Genomic DNA, 20,743 nt, shown 5'->3' with positions numbered 1-20,743 from the left:
GGGGGGATTCTCCCAGGGGCTGACCGTGGTTGTCGGTCAGCCCACCCGGCATTAAGGGTTACGCTGCAGCTCAAACACCACATCGACCTGATCGTCAAAATGAATACTCTGCTGTTCGTAAGTCTGCGCAGCAGAGGTCATCGGTGCCGCGTCGGCGGCCTTGTACATCCGGGCCATCGGCATTGGCTGATAGTTAGCAACATGGTAGCGAATGCTGTACACCGGGCCCAGCTTGCTGCCGAAGCCCTGCGCCAGATCCCCTGCCTGCTTCACCGCATCGTCAATGGCGGCTTTACGCGCCTTGGCTTTGTACTCTTCCGGATTAGCAACGCCCAGTTCCACGGAACGGATCTCATTCAGGCCAGATTTCAGCGCACCGTCCAGCAGCTCATTCAGCTTATCCAGATGACGCAGCGTCACCTGAACCTGACGCACGGCACGGTAGCCTTTCAGTACGGACTTACCGTCTTTCAGGTAATCATATTCTGGCTGAGTCCGCAGGTTGGCGGCATTGATATCTTTCTTCTCGATACCGCTTTTATCCAGGAAGTCAAAATACTGCTGTACGCGGCTGTCAGCCTGTTTCTTCGCTTCGCCAGCATCTTTAGCAGACACACTGACTTCAATCGCGAGGGTGGCGATATCCGGCGCAGCATCCACGCTGGACTGACCGGAGGTCACGACGTGTGGGCCATTCGGTAGTTCATCTGCCTGTACAGCCAGTGGCAGCGTGCCTAATCCAATCATTGCGGCCAGAGCCAGTTTAGTGAGCTTCAAAGCATCCTCCATGGGTTCATCATCAGCGAGAACGCTACCGGATAAAAACGGGTTGCGGTAGCGAATTGTTCCGTCAACATCTGGCGGTACAAGATATTTTAGTGCGCATTGGCGCGTCACACTAGGACATCAATTCTGATAGTGAGTTCCTGCTGGCATCATGAGAGTGCCTGTAAGGCCAGTTTGAGCGCAATCCCCCACATCACCACCCCAACCAGCAGGTTGATAACACGCTGGGCGCGCGCGGTATTGAGCAGCGGTGCCAGCCAGGCCGCCAGCAGCGCCAGGCCGAAAAACCACAGCACGGAGGCACTGGCAGAGCCGAGGGCGAACCAGCGGCGGGCTTCTGCCGGCAGCTGTCCCCCCAGGCTCCCCAGCACCACAAACGTATCCAGGTAAACGTGCGGGTTAAGCCAGGTGACCGCCATCATCGTGGCGACAATCCGCCAGCGTCCCTGCTTCAGCGCGGCCGCAGAGGCCAGCTGCACGTCACCACTGAATGCGGTACGCAGCGCGCCCCAGCCGTACCACAGCAGGAAGGCGACGCCGCCCCAGGTCACTACGTTCAGCAGCAGCGCGGACTGATTAAGCAGCGCGCTACCGCCAAAGATGCCGCCACAGATCAGCACAATATCACTCAGGGTGCAGAGCGCGGCGGTCATCAGATGATACTGACGACGTACGCCCTGATTCATCACAAACGCGTTCTGCGGCCCCAGCGGAAGAATAAGCGCCGCGCCCATGGCAACGCCCTGAAAAAACACCGATAACACAATAATCACCTCACCGTTTTCGATTTTGGCAAAGTGTATAGGGACTTAATTATTAGTGGAAATTGAAAGATTTAATGCCTTATAAAAAATACTAATACTTACGCCTTCACCCCATAAACACGAGCGCAACGTCATGCCTCCGGTTTTCTCATTTTGGGCAAAAAAAAGCCCCCTGACGGTCTGGGTCAGAGGGCTGGCGTCACGGTGTTGAATTAGTCCTGAGCCTGAACCGCCTGCTCCGGTGTTTTCACTTGATGCAGATGCACGTCCATCTGCGGATAAGGAATGCCGATATTATTTGCATCCAGCGTACGCTTGAAGTTTTTCATCAGGTCCCAGTAAACATCCTGCAGGTCACCCGCTTTGCTCCAGCAGCGCACCACAAAGTTCACTGAAGAGGCACCCAGCTCATTCAGGCCAATCTGCACGCCGCGCTCCTGCAACACGCGCGGTTCGGCATCAACCACCTCACGCAGCAGTTTCAGCACCTGGTCGACATCGGCATCATAAGCCACCCCGATAATAAACTCGTTCCGGCGTTCCGGCTCACGCGAAAAATTGATGATGTTTCCGGCGATGATTTTGCCGTTCGGCACCACCACGATTTTGCCATCCGCACTTCTCAGCGTGGTGGAGAAAATCTGCACATTGAGCACTGTACCCATAACGCCGCCAAGGTCGACAAACTCACCCGCACGGAAGGGACGGAAGGTCACCAGCAGCACGCCCGCAGCGAGGTTAGACAGCGACCCTTGCAGTGCCAGCGCAAAGGCAAAGCCTGCGGCAGCCAGCGCGGCGATCACCGATGCGGTCTGTACGCCAACGCGGCCCATGGCGGCAATCAGTGTAAAGGCAATGATGCCGTAGCGCACCAGACCGGAAAGGAAATCCGCCACGGTTGGGTCGATTTTTCGTGTTACCAGGAGCTTATTAACAGCATTAGAAATAAAGCGGGCGGCAATCATCCCGATGATAACAATGACAATAGCCGCAACAATATTTACCGCATAACTCAGCAGTAATGCCTGGTTGCGTACCAGCCATCCGCCTGCATTATTCAGGCCGTTTACCACATTTAACTCGTCCATTACCCTGTCCTGTTGTTTGCCCTGAGCGGGCGTTCAATTCACTGCCGCTGTAACGACAACCGGTGGAGTTAAGGGTAAACAAGAATTGTTGTTGTGCCAAACAAGTCACACAATTACTTAAAAATTCCGGATTTAGCGTATAAAAAAAGGCCCATCAGGGCCTTTTTTAACCAAAGGGGAGATTACAGTACGTCGACTGCGTTCAGCTCTTTGAATGCCTGCTCCAGGCGAACGATCATTGAAGACTGTGAAGCACGCAGCCAGACGCGTGGATCATAGAACTTCTTGTTTGGCTTATCAGCGCCTTCCGGGTTACCCAGCTGCGCCTGCAGATAGCCTTCGTTCTTTTTGTAGTACTGCAGGATACCGTCCCATGTGGCCCACTGGGTATCGGTATCGATGTTCATTTTGATCACGCCGTAACCGATAGACTCTTCGATTTCAGCGGCAGATGAACCGGAACCACCGTGGAACACGAAGTCCAGGGAGTTCTCTGGCAGACCATGTTTCTCACTGACGTATTTCTGAGAATCACGCAGAATGGTTGGTGTCAGCTTCACGTTGCCTGGCTTATACACGCCGTGCACGTTACCGAAAGAGGCAGCGATGGTGAAACGTGGGCTGATCGCGTTCAGCTTGGTGTACGCATAATCAACGTCTTCTGGCTGAGTGTACAGGGCAGAGGCGTCCATGTGGCTGTTGTCCACACCGTCTTCTTCACCACCGGTGCAACCCAGTTCGATTTCCAGGGTCATGTCGATTTTCGCCATGCGCGCCAGGTACTTGCTGGAGATCTCAATGTTCTCTTCCAGTGACTCTTCAGACAGATCGATCATGTGAGAAGAGAACAGCGGCTTACCGGTTTTAGCGAAGTGCTCTTCGCCCGCGTCCAGCAGACCGTCGATCCACGGCAGCAGTTTCTTCGCGCAGTGGTCAGTGTGCAGGATCACCGGCACGCCGTAATGTTCAGCCATCAGGTGCACATGGTGTGCGCCAGAGATTGCGCCAAAGATGGCAGCAGCCTGTGGTTTGTCTGATTTCAGGCCTTTACCGGCGATGAAGCCAGCGCCACCGTTGGAGAACTGAATAATTACCGGCGCTTTTACTTTCGCAGCGGTTTCCAGTACGGCGTTGATGGAGTCGGTGCCGACGCAGTTAACGGCTGGCAGGGCGAATTTGTTCTCTTTCGCCACTTTAAAGATCTTCTGCACGTCATCACCGGTGACAACGCCAGGTTTTACGAAATCAAAAATTTTAGACATGTTAGCTTGTCCTGTTTCTTCGGTCGTATTAAAGGATCCAGTTCTCACGCGGGGCGTCATGCACCCCGCACTGAGGTTTAATTACTTCTGCTTCGCACGCTCTTCCAGCATAGCAACCGCAGGTAAGGTTTTGCCTTCCACGAACTCAAGGAACGCACCGCCACCGGTAGAGATGTAGGAGATTTTATCTTCGATACCGAACAGATCGATAGCCGCCAGCGTATCACCGCCGCCTGCAATGGAGAATGCGTCGCTGTCTGCAATGGCGTTGGCAATGATTTCAGTGCCTTTGCGGAAGTTCGGGAATTCAAACACGCCTACCGGGCCATTCCACAGAATAGTTTTGGCTTCTTTCAGTAACTTAGCCATGGCCAGCGCAGTCTCATCACCGAAGTCCATGATCTCTTCGTTGTCCTGAACTTCAGACACTTTCTTCACGGTAGACGGCGCAGTTTCAGAGAATTCCGTGCCGACGCGGGAGTCAGTCGGCACCGGGATCTTGTATTCATCACGCAGTTTTTTAGCGGCTTCAACAAAATCAGGCTCGTACAGTGATTTACCCACGTTGTTATCGATAGCAACGAAGGTGTTGGCGATACCGCCACCCACAATCACCGTGTCAGCAATGTTTACCAGTGAGTTCAGCACGTCGAACTTAGTGGAAACTTTAGAACCCCCGACCACGGCAACCATCGGACGCGCCGGGGTTTTCAGGGCTTTGCCCAGGGCTTCCAGCTCATTGGCCAGCAGCGGACCTGCACAGGCAATCGGTGCGAACTTACCAACGCCGTGTGTAGAGGCCTGCGCACGGTGAGCAGTACCGAACGCATCCATCACAAAGATGTCGCACAGTGCAGCGTATTTTTTAGAGAGGGCTTCGTCGTCTTTTTTCTCGCCTTTGTTGAAGCGCACGTTTTCCAGCACAACCAGTTTACCGGCGGTCAGCTCAACGCCGTCCAGGTAATCTTTCGCCAGCGTCACATTGTCTGCACCCAGCTTGTCTTTCAGGTAGTTAACTACCGGCAGCAGAGAAAACTCTTCGTTGTATTCACCTTCGGTCGGACGACCGAGGTGAGAGGTAACCATCACTTTTGCGCCCTGCTTCAACGCCGCTTCAATTGTCGGCAGTGAAGCGCGAATACGTGCATCTGACGTCACTTTCCCTTCTTTAACTGGCACGTTCAGATCCGCACGGATCAGAACACGTTTACCAGCCAGATCCAGATCGGTCATCTTAATTACAGACATGGTGAACCCTCTCGTTGATTCTCAAAGTTTTACAGACGCTGTACGCGCCTTACCTGAAACCGCTTGCGGCCATCGCTAACGTCGTATCGATCATACGGTTGGCAAAGCCCCATTCGTTATCGCACCAGACTAACGTCTTGATCAGGTGCTGACCACTGACCCGCGTTTGGGTGCCGTCAACAATGGCACTGTGCGGATCATGGTTAAAATCAATGGAGACTAACGGCAATTCCGTGTAGTCAACTATACCACTAAATGCCCCTTCTGACGCACTTTGCAGCAGCGCGTTTACCTCGCAGGCGCTGACAGCATCCCGCACGCTGACACTCAGGTCGATGGCCGTGACGTTGATGGTCGGCACGCGAACGGCAATCGCTTCGAAGCGATCGTTAAATTTCGGGAAGAAACGCGTGATGCCGGCAGCGAGTCGCGTATCAACAGGGATAATCGACTGACTGGCGGCACGCGTGCGGCGCAAATCCGGGTGATAGGCGTCAATCACCTGCTGGTCATGCATCGCCGAATGGATGGTGGTGACCGTTCCCGACTCAATACCCCATGCATCATCCAGTAATTTGATCACAGGAATGATGCAGTTCGTGGTGCAGGAGGCATTAGAAACCAGCCGGTGTTCAGGCAGGAGATCTTTTTCATTCACACCAAACACCACGGTGGCATCCAGATCGTTGCCGCCGGGGTGGGAGAACAGGACCTTTTTCGCCCCGGCCTGCAGATGAGCCTCGCCATCCGCACGGCTGCCGTAAACCCCGGTACAGTCCAGCACGATATCAACATTCAGTTCGCGCCAGGGTAGCGCAGGGATATCAGGACGGTGCAGCAGACGGATGGTGTCATCGCCAACGAACAGCAGATCGCGTTCCTGGCGCACATCCCAGGCAAACCGACCATGGCTGGTATCGTATTTTAACAGATGCGCCATTCCGGCGGCCTCTGCCAGCTCATTGATAGCCACCACCGTAATCTCAGCACGGCGGCCGGTTTCATAGAGCGCACGCAATACGTTGCGCCCTATACGCCCAAATCCGTTAATGGCAATGCGAACCGTCATATCACCCCTGCATCAGAATTCACTATGAAATCGGAGGATTAGCCTGAGCCAGACACCGCGATTTGTACAGGACATTCTTGCCCTCTGCCTCCTGTCTGCCGGCAAGAGGATCATGGCTGGACAGAGAACTGAAACGCTTCAGCTAGAATAATTGATGTCAGGAATAATAGGAATGATCGGGATCAATTGCGCCCCTCAACTTTCGATCTACGTCACAAAATCAAATAAAAGTTGTTAAAAAATCGGGCATTTTCCGACACAAAGCGCAGCAGTGAACATTTTTTAGTCAAACCACACCTTATGTCTATCGACGGCAAAGCGAAGCGCTTACTTTCTGTTTTTAACGATTGATTAACACATCAGAGAAAGGAGCCACCCGTGGCCGTACACAAACCAGATAAATCCGGCATTTCACGCCGCACCCTGCTGAAAGGTGCCGGGGTTCTCGCCAGCAGTCAGTTGCTTCCCTCAGCGCTGGCCGCAGACACAACGAACGCCCCCCTTCCACACCCGACGTCCCCTCCCCCCCGGGCACCTTTGCAGCTTCCCGAGGGCTACAATATTCTGTTTGTCACTTCCGATCAGGAACGCTACTTCGACCACTACCCTTTCCCTGTACCGGGCCGGGAGCGCCTGATGAACACTGGCACCACATTTACCCGACATTATATCAACAGCTGCGTCTGTACCTCATCGCGCTCAGTGATGTACACCGGCCTGCATATGCCGCAGACGCGTATGTTTGATAACGCCGGCATGCCATGGATGCCCTGGAGCCTCGACCCGCAGCTGGGGACCCTTGCAACACTGATAAAATCGTTAGGTTATTACGCCGCCTATAAAGGGAAGTGGCACCTCTCCACCTTGATGGAACACTCGCTGAAGAACGTTCCTTCCGGCAACATCGACGATATTGATCATGCGCCCTTGCATCAACAGATGCAGAAATATGGCTTTGAAGATTATTCCGGAATCGGTGACCTGATAGGCCTGCATAAAGGGGGGTATGTCTATGACAGCCTAACGACAGCGCAGGTCATCAGCTGGCTGCGCGGCAAGGGCCGTAACATGGCGGACGCGCAGCAGCCGTGGTTGCTGGCCGTCAATCTGGTTAATCCTCATGATGTCATGTTCATTGATACCGATGCCCCGGGGGAAAAAGTGCAGTGGCACCAGGCGCTGAATGAAAACCAGCCAATGAGCCCGTCCCAGCCGCCGGAAAACGTGCTGTATGCGGCCCGCTGGGATAAAAGCCCCCTGCCCGAAAGCCGCCATCAGCCCTTTGATCAGCCGGGCAGGCCCGCCGCGCAGTGGGACTATCAGCAGGCCAGAGCCATACTGGTCGGACAGTTTCCTGATGAGGATCGTCGTTGGAAGAAACTGCGTGACTACTATTTTAACTGCATTCGCGATCATGACAGCCATCTGGTTCGCCTGCTGGACGAACTGGATGCGCTGGGCCTGCGGGAGAAAACCATTGTCGTGTTTACCTCCGACCACGGGGAAATGCAGGGTTACCATCAGATGCATGGTAAAGGCACTTGTGTCTATAACCAGCAGGTGCACGTTCCGATGATCATCAGCCATCCTGACTATCCGGGCGGCAAGCGCTGTCAGGCGCTGACCAGCCACCTGGATCTGGTGCCCACTTTGCTGGGGCTGACCGGGCGGCCACTGGCACAGCGGACATCACTGCTGCACGATCGCAAGGGTGTCGATTTCAGCCCGCTGATCCGGCAGCCAGAGCAGGCGGGGCTGCATCAGATACGCGATGCAACCCTCTACTGCTACGACATGATGCTGTATATCGACCGGGAATATCTGCGTAAAATATTCCGCCTGCGCGATGATAAGGCCATGACCCCGGATGAAAAGCATCTCGCGATGAATGCGCTCTCCCCTGATTACAGACGGCGAACAGGTATCCGGATGATATTCGACGGGCGTTACAAATTTGCCCGCTACTTCTCTTTGCGACAGCACAATGTGCCGCAAACCTGGGAGCAGTTACTGGCGCTGAACGATCTGGAATTGTATGACCTGGAAAACGATCCGCAGGAAAACAACAACCTCGCCCGCGATCCGCAAACTTCCCGGGCGCTGATTATGGCACTGAATCAGAAGCTGAATACGCGTTATCAACAGGAAATTGGCACGGATGACGGCCATTTCCTGCCTCAGGAAGGTACAGCAGGCTGGGATCTGGATGCAGCACAACTGGCTAACATCGTGCGGGACTGAGCTTTCTTCCGCCATAAAAAAAGGCATCGCCGTGCGATGCCTTTTCAGTTATTCAGGGCTCCGAAGAGCGATAGCCACCGGTTACAGCAGGCCTTTCGCTTTCGCTACCACGTTTTCTACCGTGAATCCAAACAGATCAAACAGCTTCTCCGCCGGCGCAGACTCACCAAAGCTGGTCATGCCAACGATAGCGCCGTTCAGGCCCACGTATTTATACCAGTAATCAGCAATACCGGCTTCAATCGCCACGCGCGCGCTGACCGCTTTCGGCAGTACTGCTTCACGGTAGGCCGCATCCTGCTTGTCGAACGCATCGGTAGACGGCATAGACACCACGCGCACCTTGCGGCCTTCAGCCGTCAGCTGGTCATAGGCGCCTACGGCCAGTTCAACTTCTGAACCGGTGGCGATCAGGATCACTTCAGGCGTACCTGCGCAATCTTTCAGCACGTATGCACCGCGAGCGACGTTCGCCAGCTGTTCTGCCGTACGATCCTGCTGCGCCAGATTTTGACGGGAAAGGATCAGGGCTGTCGGGCCGTCCTGGCGTTCAATGGCGTATTTCCACGCAATGGCTGATTCCACCTGGTCACACGGACGCCACAGGCTCATGTTTGGCGTCACGCGCAGGCTGGCCATCTGCTCGACCGGCTGGTGAGTCGGACCGTCTTCGCCCAGACCGATGGAGTCATGGGTATACACCATCACCTGGCGGATCTTCATCAGCGCAGCCATACGCACCGCATTACGGGCATATTCCACGAACATCAGGAAGGTCGCTGTGTACGGCAGGAAACCACCGTGCAGAGTGATACCGTTCGCGATGGCGGTCATACCGAATTCGCGCACGCCATAGTGAATATAATTACCCGCCGCATCTTCGTTGATCGGCTTAGAACCGGACCACATCGTCAGGTTGCTTGGTGCCAGGTCGGCGGAACCGCCCAGGTATTCTGGCAGCAATTTACCGAAGGCTTCGATGGCATTCTGCGACGCTTTACGGCTGGCAATTTTAGACGGGTTAGCCTGCAGTTGTTCGATGAACTTCTGCGACTCAGCTTCCCAGTTGGCCGGCAATGCGTTCTTCACGCGGCGGGAGAACTCTTCCGCCAGCTCAGGGAACGCTTTGGCGTAAGCGGCAAACTTCTCGTTCCATGCTGCTTCTTTTGCACGGCCAGCTTCTTTCGCATCCCACTGTGCATAAATGTCTGAAGGGATTTCAAACGGCGCGTGGTTCCAGCCCAGCTGTTTACGGGTCAGGGCGATTTCGTCATCACCCAGCGGAGCACCGTGTGAATCGTGCGTACCGGCTTTGTTCGGTGAACCGAAACCGATTACGGTTTTGCACATCAGCAGGGAAGGCTTATCGCTCACTGCTTTGGCTTCTTCCACGGCTTTTTTAATCGCGTCTGCATCATGACCGTCCACGCCGCGTACAACATGCCAGCCGTAAGACTCAAAACGTTTCGCCGTATCGTCGGTGAACCAGCCTTCAATGTGGCCGTCGATAGAGATACCGTTGTCATCATAAAACGCAACCAGTTTGCCCAGTTTCAGCGTCCCGGCCAGCGAGCAGACTTCGTGGGAGATACCTTCCATCATGCAGCCGTCGCCCATAAACACGTAGGTGTTATGGTCAACCACATCGTGGCCTGGACGGTTGAACTGCGCGGCCAGCGTGCGTTCCGCAATCGCAAAGCCTACGGCATTAGCAATACCCTGGCCCAGTGGGCCGGTGGTGGTTTCCACGCCTGCGGTGTAGCCGTATTCCGGGTGACCTGGGGTTTTGGAATGCAGTTGACGGAAGTTAGCCAGTTCATTGATTGGCAGGTCGTAACCGCTGAGGTGCAGCAGGCTGTAGATCAGCATTGAGCCGTGACCGTTAGACAGCACGAAGCGGTCACGATCGGCCCACAGTGGGTTTTCAGGGTTGTGGTTCAGGAAGTCGCGCCACAGCACTTCGGCGATATCAGCCATCCCCATCGGGGCGCCCGGGTGGCCGGATTTGGCTTTTTGCACCGCATCCATACTTAATGCGCGAATGGCGTTGGCAAGCTCTTTACGAGAAGACATTTTCTACTCCAGGTCGGATTTAACGCTTCGCCGTCCTTAACCTATTGTAATGAATGAGTTATCAGGCAAAGCCGAAGGAAAGTCGACCATCAATGTACATGAAATACGGGTAACATGTACATGGCGCAGGATGTAAAAAGAGTCACATAAGTTGCAGTTTGAGATGACGATGACTATGCAACCACGTTAACACGCGCTATAACTCTCTCCACGTCCGTACTTTTTTGTCCGGCGTGTTTTTTCAACTTTATGATTTTAAACAATTTATTACCTAAATGGATGAACTGGAATGAAGACACGTATTTCTTTCGCCGCGCTGGCACTGGCGACTACGCTGACGGGCTGTCAGAATTTTGATGCAAACACGCTGATGAAGTCCGGTACGCAGGCCTTTCAGGCCGCCACACTGAGCGATGCGCAGGTAAAAGAGTTAAGTGATAAATCCTGTCAGCAGATGGACAGCGAAGCACAAATCGCGCCTGCCAGCAGCACCTACGCGAAACGTCTGAACAAAATCTCAGCAGCCCTGGGCGACAATATCAACGGCACCCCGGCAAACTATAAAGTTTACCTGACCAAAGATGTCAACGCCTGGGCGATGGCGAACGGCTGCATCCGCGTTTACAGCGGCCTGATGGATCTGATGACCGATAATGAAGTAGAAGGCGTACTGGGCCATGAAATGGGCCACGTTGCGCTGGGCCACTCACGTAAGGCGATGCAGCTGGCTTACTCTACCACGGCTATCCGAACTGCGGCTGCGTCAGCCGGTGGCGTTGCCGCTTCGCTGTCACAGTCACAGCTGGGTGATCTGGGTGAGAAGCTGGTCAATGCTCAGTTCTCACAGAGCCAGGAGTCCCAGGCAGATGACTACTCCTTCGATCTGTTGAAAAAACGCAACATCAATCCACAGGGCCTGGTCACCAGCTTTGAGAAATTAGCCAAGCTTGAAGGGACGCACGAAAGCAGCATGTTCGACTCGCACCCGGCTTCCCAGGCGCGTGCTGATCATATCAAACAGCGTATTGCAGCAGGTAAATAACGTCTGCACGGGCCGGCCGGTAAAAGGGTCGGCCCAGACGATTCAATTATCCTTTATTGGCTGCCTGAACATGCAACATGTCCAGCGCCAGGCTGGCAGCCGCCAGCGCGGTAATATCAGACTGGTCGTAGCCCGGGGCCACTTCGACTAAATCCATTCCGACAATGTTCATGCCCTGCAGGCCACGTACCAGCTTGCTGGCTTTGTCGCTGGTCAGCCCACCGATCACCGGCGTACCGGTTCCTGGCGCATGAGCGGGATCCAGACAGTCAATATCAAAGGTCAGGTAGACAGGCAGGTCACCCACAATCTGCTTCACCTGGGCGAGGATATCCTCCACGCTGCGGTCATTGACCTGCGCGGCATCCAGCACGTTGAAGCCCAGCGACTTATCAAACTCGGTACGGATACCGATCTGCACCGAGTGCTCAGGCGAGATCAGCCCCTCTTTTGGCGCCGTAAAGAACATGGTGCCATGATCGAAGGTCGGGCCATTTGAATAGGTATCGGTATGCGCATCGAAGTGAACCAGCGCCATTTTACCAAAAGTTTTTGCATGGGCGCGCAGCAGCGGCAGCGTGATGTAGTGATCACCGCCGAACGTAAGCATACGCTTGCCGCTGGCCAGCAATTTCTCGGCGTGCGCCTGTAATTTATCGCTCAGATCCTGAGAGTCACCAAAAGCGTAAACCAAATCACCGCAGTCAATCACGTTCAGGCGTTCACGCAGGTTGAACTCCCACGGCCAGCGGCAACCTTCCCACGCCAGGTTAGTGGAAATCTGACGGATAGCGCCCGGGCCAAGACGGCTGCCAGGACGGCCGGAGGTCGCGGCGTCAAACGGGATCCCGGTGATCACCCACTCGGCATCGCTGTCGTAAGGCTGGAAATTGACCGGGAAACGCATAAAACCGAAGGCGTTAGACACCAGCGAGTTATCGTACTGATTACCCAGGGTGTTATTCATAGCAACTCCTATAGTTAAAAAAAATCCCCACCGCGTCGTTAACCCGACGAGGAAGGGATTTGCTGGTTCAGAAACAAAGCCGAAGGTTATCGCTCCGGTTTTACTCGTCTTCTAAGTACGTGTACCCGTAAAGGCCCGCTTCAAACTCTTCCAGGAACTGCGCGCGCAGCTCTTCATCCAGATCGCTCTGTTTGATCTGGTTACGGAAGTGGGTCAGCAACTCTGCCGGATTCAGCTGCACGTACTCCAGCATATCGGCGACGGTATCGCCTTCATCAGAAAGCTGGACTTCCACGCTGCCGTCAGGGAAGGCAAACACGTCAACCGCTTCGGTGTCGCCGAACAGGTTATGCATGTTACCCAGGATCTCCTGGTACGCCCCCACCATAAAGAAGCCGAGCATCGGCGGGTTATCGATATCGTATTCAGGCATCGGCATGGTGGTGGCAATGCCATCACCGTCAATATAGTGGTCGATAGTCCCGTCAGAATCACAGGTTATATCCAGCAGTACCGCCCGGCGCTCAGGCACCTGATTCAGGCCTTCCAGCGGCATCACCGGGAACAGCTGATCGATACCCCACGCATCCGGCATCGACTGGAACAGCGAGAAGTTGACGTAAATTTTATCCGCCATGCGCTCCTGCAGTTCGTCGATAATCGGGCGGTGTGCACGATTGCTCGGGTCAAGATGCTGCTGAATATAGTGGCAGATGCTGAGATACAGCTGCTCGGCCCAGGCACGCTGGGTCAGATCGTAAGTCCCCTGCGAATAGCCGGTGTGGATATCGAACAAATCCATCTGGCTGTCATGCAGCCATTCGCGCAGCGAACGACGGTTACTGGGTTCGTGCATCTCCTGCCAGGTATCCCACATGCTGACAATCGGGCGCGGGGAGTCTTCCAGCGGCGGCTGAGGCTCGCTGAACTCGTTGCGCTCCACACCAATAATGTTGGACACCAGAACAGTATGGTGCGCGGTAACGGCGCGGCCCGACTCAGTAATCACCGTCGGGTGCGGCAGGTCGTGCTCGTCACACGCGTCGCCAATGGCCCAGATGACGTTGTTGGCGTACTCGTTAAGTCCATAGTTGACCGAGCAGTCGCTCTGCGAGCGCGTGCCTTCATAATCAACACCAAGCCCGCCGCCCACGTCGAAGCACTGGATATTTACGCCCAGCTTCGCCAGTTCAACATAGAACCGCGCCGATTCGCGTACGCCGGTGGCGATATCGCGAATGTTAGCCATCTGTGAACCAAGGTGGAAATGCAGCAGTTGCAGGCTTTCCATCCGGCCCGCTTCACGCATGATTTCTACCAGCTTCAGCACCTGAGTGGCTGACAGACCAAACTTCGATTTTTCGCCACCGCTCGACTGCCATTTGCCGGAGCCCTGAGAGGCCAGACGCGCGCGGATACCCAGACGCGGCACCACATTCAGGCGCTCCGCTTCTTCCAGTACCAGCTTCACTTCGGTCATTTTTTCCAGCACCAGATAGACCTTATGGCCCATCTTCTCGCCAATCAGCGCGAGACGGATATATTCACGATCTTTATAGCCGTTACAGACGATCACCGAGCGGGTCATACCTGCGTGAGCCAGTACGGCCATCAGCTCGGCTTTAGAGCCCGCCTCCAGGCCCAGCGGTTCACCGGAGTTAATCAGGGACTCGATCACACGCTTGTGCTGGTTAACCTTAATCGGGTAGACCAGGAAGTAGTCACCGCGATAGCCATAGGACTCACGCGCGCGTTTAAAGGCGGCGTTAATCGAGCGCAGGCGGTGCTGTAAAATCTGTGGGAAGCAGAACAGGGCTGGCAGACGCTGGCCTTCGGCCTCACGTTCTTTAACCAGTTTGGCGAGATCAACGCGCGCTTCCGGCACATCCGGATCGGGGCAGACACTGATGTGCCCCAGCTCGTTGACGTCATAGTAGTTATTACCCCACCAGGCGATGTTGTAGGTACGCAGCATTTTGCTGGCATCCTGATCGCTCATTGCGACCTCCTGCATGGAGCGTAGTACACCCTGTTCGCCTGCTGACGAACCCTTAATTGTCTTCATGTCGTCAGACATCGCGAACCTCAAGTTGTAATGATGCAAAACAGCAATCCGCTACAGGCGTCCCCTGCAGCAATAACCCATTCCCCGCCGGTAATTTCAGCCCTGAAGTTAGCAAGGCCATTAAGCGCGGATTGTTAAGTATAACATTGTAAGACACGTCGCGGACTCCGGGTAACGGGTCAGAGAACTAATAAGGAACACTCTCAGGATAATCTGAGAGCACCGCTATGAGTATAGAAAGCTTAACTGCCGCGGGTGTCGGGATTATGACCAGCGCAGAGATAACTTCGGCTCAGAGGGTAAGGAGTCGTGATAAATGAAGGGGAACTGAACACGCCCGAATGGCGTAATTGACCGGATGAAACGACATCGTGGTTCATTACTGCTATCACCTCCACACACACCACTGTGGCGTATGGAAAACCTGAGACTGAGGGTGAAGGCCAGCACGAAAGGGTTCGTGGCTGACGGGCATTTGCTGCGCCCAATGACAACGACAACGGGCAACGGGCAACGGGCAACGGGCAACGGCGTTTTATACAGCTCTGAAGGGTAAAATGCAAAATCTAAATGTGCTAAATGCGTAGTCTGTCAGGATATCTTGCCACTTTTTACATTACTTAAAACATTAGTCAGCAAAAAACGCTGGCAATACGCTTATTGAGTAACCTAAAATAGACGTCCAGATGTTAATCCATCTATACTGGTTAACTTCCAAGCGTCCTTTATTACTGTTCATGGCTTTGCCTCCGGGCTGGTTTCCAGTCTTCGCGCTATGCAGTCGATTATTAACCCGTTAGAGTCAAGGTAAAGAATAAAATGGCTAAACACCTTTTTACATCCGAGTCCGTATCAGAAGGACATCCTGATAAAATCGCCGACCAGATTTCTGATGCTGTGCTCGATGCCATCCTCGAGCAGGATCCGAAAGCGCGTGTGGCCTGTGAAACCTATGTGAAGACCGGTATGGTGCTGGTCGGCGGTGAAATCACCACCAGCGCGTGGGTTGATATCGAAGAGATCACTCGCCAGACCGTGCGTGATATCGGCTATGTTCATTCCGATATGGGCTTTGATGCCAACTCCTGTGCCGTACTGAGCGCCATTGGCAAACAGTCACCTGACATCAATCAGGGCGTTGACCGCACCGATCCGCTGGAACAGGGTGCAGGCGACCAGGGCCTGATGTTTGGCTATGCCACCAATGAAACCGACGTGCTGATGCCTGCGCCAATCACTTACGCACACCGTCTGGTACAGCGTCAGGCTGAAGTGCGCAAAAGTGGCAGCCTGCCATGGCTGCGCCCGGATGCGAAAAGCCAGATCACCTTCCAGTACGACGACGGTAAAATCGTCGGTATTGACGCGGTGGTGCTGTCGACTCAGCATTCGGAAGATATCTCGCAGAAAGATCTGCAGGAAGCAGTGATGGAAGAGATCATCAAGCCGGTTCTGCCGACAGAGTGGATCAACGCCAGCACCAAATATCACATCAACCCGACCGGTCGTTTTGTTATCGGCGGCCCGATGGGCGACTGCGGCCTGACCGGACGTAAAATTATCGTCGATACCTACGGCGGCATGGCCCGTCACGGCGGCGGGGCGTTCTCAGGTAAAGATCCGTCAAAAGTCGACCGTTCAGCAGCCTATGCGGCACGCTATGTAGCGAAAAACATCGTGGCTGCTGGTCTGGCAGATCGCTGTGAAATTCAGGTCTCCTACGCCATCGGTGTGGCTGAACCGACCTCTATCATGGTGGAAACCTTCGGTACGGAAAAAATCTCTACCGAACAGCTGACGCTGCTGGTGCGCGAGTTCTTTGACCTGCGCCCTTACGGTCTGATCCAGATGCTGGATCTGCTGCACCCGATCTACCGTGAAACCGCCGCTTACGGTCACTTTGGTCGCGAACATTTCCCGTGGGAAAAAACCGACAAAGCGGCACTGCTGCGTGACGCTGCCGGCCTGAAGTAAGTTTAAGCCGGTTGCATCAGGGCACCTTCGGGTGCCCTTTTTTACGCGTATAACAAAGTGGCCACGGCCTTAAAATGATAACGATTACACTTAATAAACCTAAATATTTCATATCATTACATCAACTCTAATCTTATGCTTATTCTGAAAATGCGCTATTTTCAGCGTTGTCTGATAGTGGTTCAGGGGGAAAATAGTTAAAGCTATAAACTGCTATGAGTTACTGGTTACAAAGCGTTACAGCATGATAAAAAGTGTTTTTCAGCGATTTCAGAAGTGTAAGCGATTACACCAATGTGATCTGAAGCACAGTCTGCTGCGCCAGGCTTACCTAACATCTATAACAACAACAAGTGGGACTACTTAATGGAGGCAACTATGCCTGAAAATAAAAAACGGAGCCGGACATCGAACAAGGCTATGACCCTGTTCGTCTGTTTCCTCGCAGCACTGGCGGGCCTGCTGTTTGGTCTGGACATCGGCGTCATCGCGGGTGCACTGCCGTTTATCGCCAAAGACTTTAACGTGACACCGCATCAGCAGGAGTGGATTGTCAGCTCAATGATGTTTGGTGCCGCCATTGGTGCCGTCGGCAGCGGCTGGATGTCATCCTATCTCGGGCGTAAAAAGAGCCTGATGATCGGTGCTGTCCTGTTCGTCATCGGTTCACTGTGGTCGGCCTTTGCCCCTAACCCAGAAATGCTGATCGTTGCCCGCGTACTGCTGGGTCTGGCGGTCGGGGTAGCCTCTTATACTGCCCCACTTTATCTGTCCGAGATTGCTCCGGAGAAAATCCGTGGCAGCATGATCTCGCTGTATCAGCTGATGATTACCATTGGTATTCTCGGGGCTTACCTGTCAGATACAGCCTTCAGCTATACCGGTGAATGGCGCTGGATGCTGGGCGTGATCACCATCCCTGCCCTGCTGCTGCTGGTCGGGGTCTTCTTCCTGCCGAACAGCCCGCGCTGGCTGGCAGCGAAAGGCGACTTCCGCAGCGCACAGCGCGTGCTGGATCGTCTGCGTGATACCAGTGAACAGGCAAAACGTGAACTGGATGAGATTCGTGAAAGTCTGAAGATCAAACAGTCCGGTTGGTCGCTGTTTAAAGACAACAGCAACTTCCGTCGTGCCGTCTATCTGGGCGTATTGTTACAGGTGATGCAGCAGTTCACCGGTATGAACGTCATCATGTACTACGCGCCAAAAATCTTTGAGATTGCCGGGTTCACCAATACCACCCAGCAAATGTGGGGCACGGTGATTGTTGGTCTGATTAACGTGCTGGCAACCTTTATCGCTATCGGCCTGGTGGATCGCTGGGGCCGCAAACCTACGCTGATCTTAGGCTTTATTGTGATGGCTGCCGGTATGGGCATTCTGGGTACCATGCTGCATATGGGTATTCATTCTCAGAGCGCGCAATACTTCGCGGTGGCGATGCTGCTGATGTTTATCGTTGGCTTCGCCATGAGCGCCGGCCCGCTGATCTGGGTACTGTGTTCAGAGATCCAGCCGTTGAAAGGCCGTGATTTCGGCATTACCGTTTCTACGGCCACCAACTGGATCGCGAATATGATTGTCGGGGCAACCTTCCTGACCATGCTGAACAATCTGGGCAATGCCAATACCTTCTGGGTGTACGGCGCACTGAACCTGTTCTTCATCGTGCTGACGCTGTGGCTGATCCCGGAAACCAAAAACGTTTCGCTGGAACACATCGAACGTAATCTGTTAGCGGGTAAAAAACTGCGTAACATCGGTCAGCGTAACTAAATTCTGACCGCTCGTCGGTACGGGGCTCCCCGTACCGACGTTCTTCTGAAAGTGCCCTCATCCTGCTTCGCCGCCCTCCTCTGCCACACGTCCTCGACAGCCCGATGCCCCCACAAACGCAATGTAAAGGCAGCCACAGTGATGTCACACCCTCTTGAATTGCTCTTTATCGGCCCGTATTCTTTGCGGCATGAAATCCCTCAGACTCCCTATCGCCCTGCAACAGGCCGTTATGCGTCAGCTGCGCGAAAAATTGCAGCAGGCCAACCTGCGCCTGGAACGTGACTATCCTGAACCCTCCCTGGTTTATCAACAGCGTGGCACAGCGGCTGGCACTGCCTGGCTTCAGCGCTGGGAAATCCGCCTGAATCCGGTATTACTGCTGGAAAATCAGCAGGCATTTGTGGATGAAGTCGTCCCGCACGAACTGGCTCATCTGCTGGTATGGAAACATTTTGGCCGCGTCGCCCCGCACGGCAAAGAGTGGAAGTGGATGATGGAAAGCGTGCTGGGCGTTCCGGCACGCCGCACCCATCAGTTCGAGATAGAATCGGTGCGCAGCCGGGCCTTCCCCTATTTCTGTCGCTGTCAGCAGCACCAACTGACCGTCAGGCGTCATAACCGCGTGGTGCGTGGCGAAAGCGAGTACCGCTGCCTGCACTGTGGCGATCTCCTGAAGTCGGGAGACTTCCAGAAATCCTAAAAGAAGCTGATGTGATTGAAAAACCGGCAATTTAAGACGGGTATTGCCGTGACATATTCGTAATATCTTTCATATCTGTTACTCTCCCCGCCTCTTTCATGGATTACAGATTTACTGGAATATGTCTCGCAAAATTTTGGCCACTGTGGCCTTTGCTCTGCTGTTACCCGCCTTTTTCAGCCATGCCCTCAGCCTGGATAACTATCATCAAAACAGCTTCAGTCAGGCGAAAGCCTATGCCGCGCAGATCAACAGTGGCGCGCCCGGCACGTTCTACTGCGGCTGCAAAATTCACTGGCAGGGGAAAAAAGGGGTGCCTGACCTTGCCTCGTGCGGTTATCAGGTGCGTAAGAATGCCAATCGCGCCAGCCGTATAGAGTGGGAGCATGTGGTTCCGGCCTGGAGTTTCGGCCATCAGCGTCAGTGCTGGCAAAATGGCGGCCGTAAGAATTGTGCGAAAGACGATGGCTACCGCCGCATGGAAACCGATCTGCACAATCTGCAGCCGTCCATCGGGGAAGTGAACGGCGACCGGGGAAACTTTATGTACAGCCAGTGGAATGGCGGCGAGCCGCAGTATGGCCAGTGCGCGATGAAAGTCGATTTCAAAAGCAAACTGGCTGAGCCGCCGGTACGTGCCCGTGGGGCCATTGCCCGCACCTGGTTTTATATGCGTGACCAGTACCAGCTGCAAATGTCCAGACAGCAGACCCAACTGATGAACGTGTGGAGTAAGCAGTATCCGGTCACACCGTGGGAGTGCGAACGCGATCGGCGTATTGCACGCGTACAGGGGAATCATAACCCCTATGTACAGCAGGCTTGCCAGCAGTAAAATCACTGACCTACACTGCACAGCATTCGTGCACTACTTTTGACAGGATCACCATGCGTATACCCCGCATTTTTCACCCTGAACCGTTAGAGACAGGCAGCGAGACGGCCCTCTGCGAAGACGCCGCCAATCATGTTGGTCGCGTGCTGCGCATGGTGCCAGGCCAGGCCCTGGAGTTGTTCGATGGCACAAATCTGACTTTTGCCGCCGAGATAATTCAGGCCGATAAAAAAAATGTGCGCGTGAAAATCACCGCAAGCCGCGCCGACAGCCGCGAGTCTCCGCTTCATCTGCACCTTGGCCAGGTGATGTCACGCGGCGAAAAGATGGAATTCACTATCCAGAAAGCCGTTGAACTGGGGGTAAATGTCGTTACCCCCTTGTTTTCTGAACGCTGTGGCGTAAAGCTGGATACAGAACGTCTGTTAAAAAAAATGCAGCAGTGGCAAAAAATCGCCATTGCCGCCTGCGAACAGTGCGGACGTAATGTCGTTCCGGATATTCGTCCGGCAATGGCACTTGACGCCTGGTGTGCCGAAGAGGATCGCGGGTTAAGATTGAATCTTCATCCCCGGGCTGAACACAGTATCAACACACTGCCGCTGCCGGTTGAACGGGTCAGGCTGCTGATTGGTCCCGAAGGGGGACTGACGGCCGATGAAATCAGCATGACAGCACAGTTTGGATTCACCGACATTTTGCTTGGGCCGCGCGTTCTGCGGACTGAAACAACAGCACTGACGGCAATAACCGCCCTCCAGGTACGTTTTGGCGACCTGGGCTAACTTTTAGGTATTATTCCGCATAGCTTGAGCCTTCTCTGTCATGGGAAAGCTCAATTTGGAGACAC

16 protein-coding genes are annotated in these 20,743 nt (G+C 54.2%); 7 read left to right on the top strand and 9 right to left on the bottom strand.

What is annotated here, in order from left to right; translation table 11 throughout:
* Window positions 1-51: 51 nt before the first annotated feature.
* The 6 genes from K6L24_RS03895 to epd all read right to left on the bottom strand — a co-directional run bounded on the left by K6L24_RS03895 (window position 52) and on the right by epd (window position 6,217).
* Window positions 52-777, bottom strand: a complete 726-nt coding sequence (locus K6L24_RS03895) for an oxidative stress defense protein (RefSeq protein ID WP_062744349.1) — start codon at window positions 775-777, stop codon at window positions 52-54.
* A 158-nt stretch (window positions 778-935) separates the two neighbouring features.
* Entirely contained in the window at window positions 936-1,550 is a 615-nt protein-coding gene (argO, locus tag K6L24_RS03890; protein ID WP_062744304.1) for an arginine exporter ArgO, read from the bottom strand.
* A 212-nt stretch (window positions 1,551-1,762) separates the two neighbouring features.
* Complete coding sequence (gene mscS, locus K6L24_RS03885) at window positions 1,763-2,638, bottom strand: small-conductance mechanosensitive channel MscS (protein WP_062744305.1); 876 nt, start codon at window positions 2,636-2,638, stop codon at window positions 1,763-1,765.
* A gap of 182 nt (window positions 2,639-2,820) precedes the next feature.
* A complete protein-coding gene (gene fbaA, locus K6L24_RS03880) occupies window positions 2,821-3,900 on the bottom strand; it encodes a class II fructose-bisphosphate aldolase (protein ID WP_062744306.1) in 1,080 nt (359 codons plus the stop codon).
* An 81-nt stretch (window positions 3,901-3,981) separates the two neighbouring features.
* The gene (gene pgk, locus K6L24_RS03875) at window positions 3,982-5,148 is read right to left on the bottom strand and encodes a phosphoglycerate kinase (protein ID WP_062744307.1); all 1,167 of its coding nucleotides are present in this window, start codon (window positions 5,146-5,148) and stop codon (window positions 3,982-3,984) included.
* A gap of 49 nt (window positions 5,149-5,197) precedes the next feature.
* Window positions 5,198-6,217 (bottom strand): erythrose-4-phosphate dehydrogenase, encoded by a 1,020-nt coding sequence (gene epd / locus K6L24_RS03870; RefSeq protein WP_062744308.1) that lies wholly within the window; start codon window positions 6,215-6,217, stop codon window positions 5,198-5,200.
* A 378-nt stretch (window positions 6,218-6,595) separates the two neighbouring features.
* On the opposite strand from epd, the gene K6L24_RS03865 reads away from it, so the two are divergent.
* Window positions 6,596-8,458: a sulfatase family protein gene (locus K6L24_RS03865; protein WP_222681964.1), complete on the top strand. Its 1,863-nt coding sequence runs from the start codon at window positions 6,596-6,598 to the stop codon at window positions 8,456-8,458.
* A gap of 81 nt (window positions 8,459-8,539) precedes the next feature.
* On the opposite strand, the gene tkt is transcribed toward K6L24_RS03865, so the two are convergent.
* Window positions 8,540-10,531, bottom strand: a complete 1,992-nt coding sequence (tkt, locus tag K6L24_RS03860) for a transketolase (protein WP_118663247.1) — start codon at window positions 10,529-10,531, stop codon at window positions 8,540-8,542.
* Between the two features lie 289 nt (window positions 10,532-10,820).
* On the opposite strand from tkt, the gene loiP reads away from it, so the two are divergent.
* Complete coding sequence (gene loiP, locus K6L24_RS03855) at window positions 10,821-11,573, top strand: metalloprotease LoiP (RefSeq protein WP_062744311.1); 753 nt, start codon at window positions 10,821-10,823, stop codon at window positions 11,571-11,573.
* A 46-nt stretch (window positions 11,574-11,619) separates the two neighbouring features.
* Here the strand turns inward: loiP and speB are convergent, their stop codons facing one another.
* Complete coding sequence (speB, locus tag K6L24_RS03850) at window positions 11,620-12,540, bottom strand: agmatinase (RefSeq protein WP_062744312.1); 921 nt, start codon at window positions 12,538-12,540, stop codon at window positions 11,620-11,622.
* A gap of 100 nt (window positions 12,541-12,640) precedes the next feature.
* Complete coding sequence (gene speA, locus K6L24_RS03845; protein WP_072277432.1) at window positions 12,641-14,617, bottom strand: biosynthetic arginine decarboxylase; 1,977 nt, start codon at window positions 14,615-14,617, stop codon at window positions 12,641-12,643.
* An 807-nt stretch (window positions 14,618-15,424) separates the two neighbouring features.
* Here speA and metK point away from each other — a divergent pair.
* The 5 genes from metK to rsmE all read left to right on the top strand — a co-directional run bounded on the left by metK (window position 15,425) and on the right by rsmE (window position 20,678).
* Complete coding sequence (gene metK, locus K6L24_RS03840) at window positions 15,425-16,579, top strand: methionine adenosyltransferase (protein ID WP_062744314.1); 1,155 nt, start codon at window positions 15,425-15,427, stop codon at window positions 16,577-16,579.
* A gap of 378 nt (window positions 16,580-16,957) precedes the next feature.
* Entirely contained in the window at window positions 16,958-18,355 is a 1,398-nt protein-coding gene (locus K6L24_RS03835; RefSeq protein ID WP_062744315.1) for a sugar porter family MFS transporter, read from the top strand.
* Between the two features lie 190 nt (window positions 18,356-18,545).
* A complete protein-coding gene (locus K6L24_RS03830) occupies window positions 18,546-19,058 on the top strand; it encodes a SprT family zinc-dependent metalloprotease (protein WP_137269036.1) in 513 nt (170 codons plus the stop codon).
* A gap of 121 nt (window positions 19,059-19,179) precedes the next feature.
* Window positions 19,180-19,893, top strand: a complete 714-nt coding sequence (gene endA, locus K6L24_RS03825; protein ID WP_062744317.1) for a deoxyribonuclease I — start codon at window positions 19,180-19,182, stop codon at window positions 19,891-19,893.
* A 53-nt stretch (window positions 19,894-19,946) separates the two neighbouring features.
* Complete coding sequence (gene rsmE / locus K6L24_RS03820) at window positions 19,947-20,678, top strand: 16S rRNA (uracil(1498)-N(3))-methyltransferase (protein WP_062744318.1); 732 nt, start codon at window positions 19,947-19,949, stop codon at window positions 20,676-20,678.
* The last annotated feature ends 65 nt before the right edge of the window (window positions 20,679-20,743 follow it).

Origin of the sequence: Erwinia persicina (assembly GCF_019844095.1) — a bacterium.
GTDB lineage: Bacteria > Pseudomonadota > Gammaproteobacteria > Enterobacterales > Enterobacteriaceae > Erwinia > Erwinia persicina.
Note: the sequence above shows the minus strand (reverse complement) of the source record. Positions and strands in the feature narration are given on the sequence as shown.

Bases quoted from the DNA above. Each gene is read 5' to 3' on its own strand.
- mscS (WP_062744305.1), bottom strand. From the start codon at position 2,638: ATGGACGAGTTAAATGTGGTAAACGGCCTGAATAATGCAGGCGGATGG.
- fbaA (WP_062744306.1), bottom strand. From the start codon at position 3,900: ATGTCTAAAATTTTTGATTTCGTAAAACCTGGCGTTGTCACCGGTGAT.
- pgk (WP_062744307.1), bottom strand. From the start codon at position 5,148: ATGTCTGTAATTAAGATGACCGATCTGGATCTGGCTGGTAAACGTGTT.
- epd (WP_062744308.1), bottom strand. From the start codon at position 6,217: ATGACGGTTCGCATTGCCATTAACGGATTTGGGCGTATAGGGCGCAAC.
- tkt (WP_118663247.1), bottom strand. From the start codon at position 10,531: ATGTCTTCTCGTAAAGAGCTTGCCAACGCCATTCGCGCATTAAGTATG.
- loiP (WP_062744311.1), top strand. From the start codon at position 10,821: ATGAAGACACGTATTTCTTTCGCCGCGCTGGCACTGGCGACTACGCTG.
- speB (WP_062744312.1), bottom strand. From the start codon at position 12,540: ATGAATAACACCCTGGGTAATCAGTACGATAACTCGCTGGTGTCTAAC.
- speA (WP_072277432.1), bottom strand. From the start codon at position 14,617: ATGTCTGACGACATGAAGACAATTAAGGGTTCGTCAGCAGGCGAACAG.
- metK (WP_062744314.1), top strand. From the start codon at position 15,425: ATGGCTAAACACCTTTTTACATCCGAGTCCGTATCAGAAGGACATCCT.
- K6L24_RS03835 (WP_062744315.1), top strand. From the start codon at position 16,958: ATGCCTGAAAATAAAAAACGGAGCCGGACATCGAACAAGGCTATGACC.
- K6L24_RS03830 (WP_137269036.1), top strand. From the start codon at position 18,546: ATGAAATCCCTCAGACTCCCTATCGCCCTGCAACAGGCCGTTATGCGT.
- endA (WP_062744317.1), top strand. From the start codon at position 19,180: ATGTCTCGCAAAATTTTGGCCACTGTGGCCTTTGCTCTGCTGTTACCC.
- rsmE (WP_062744318.1), top strand. From the start codon at position 19,947: ATGCGTATACCCCGCATTTTTCACCCTGAACCGTTAGAGACAGGCAGC.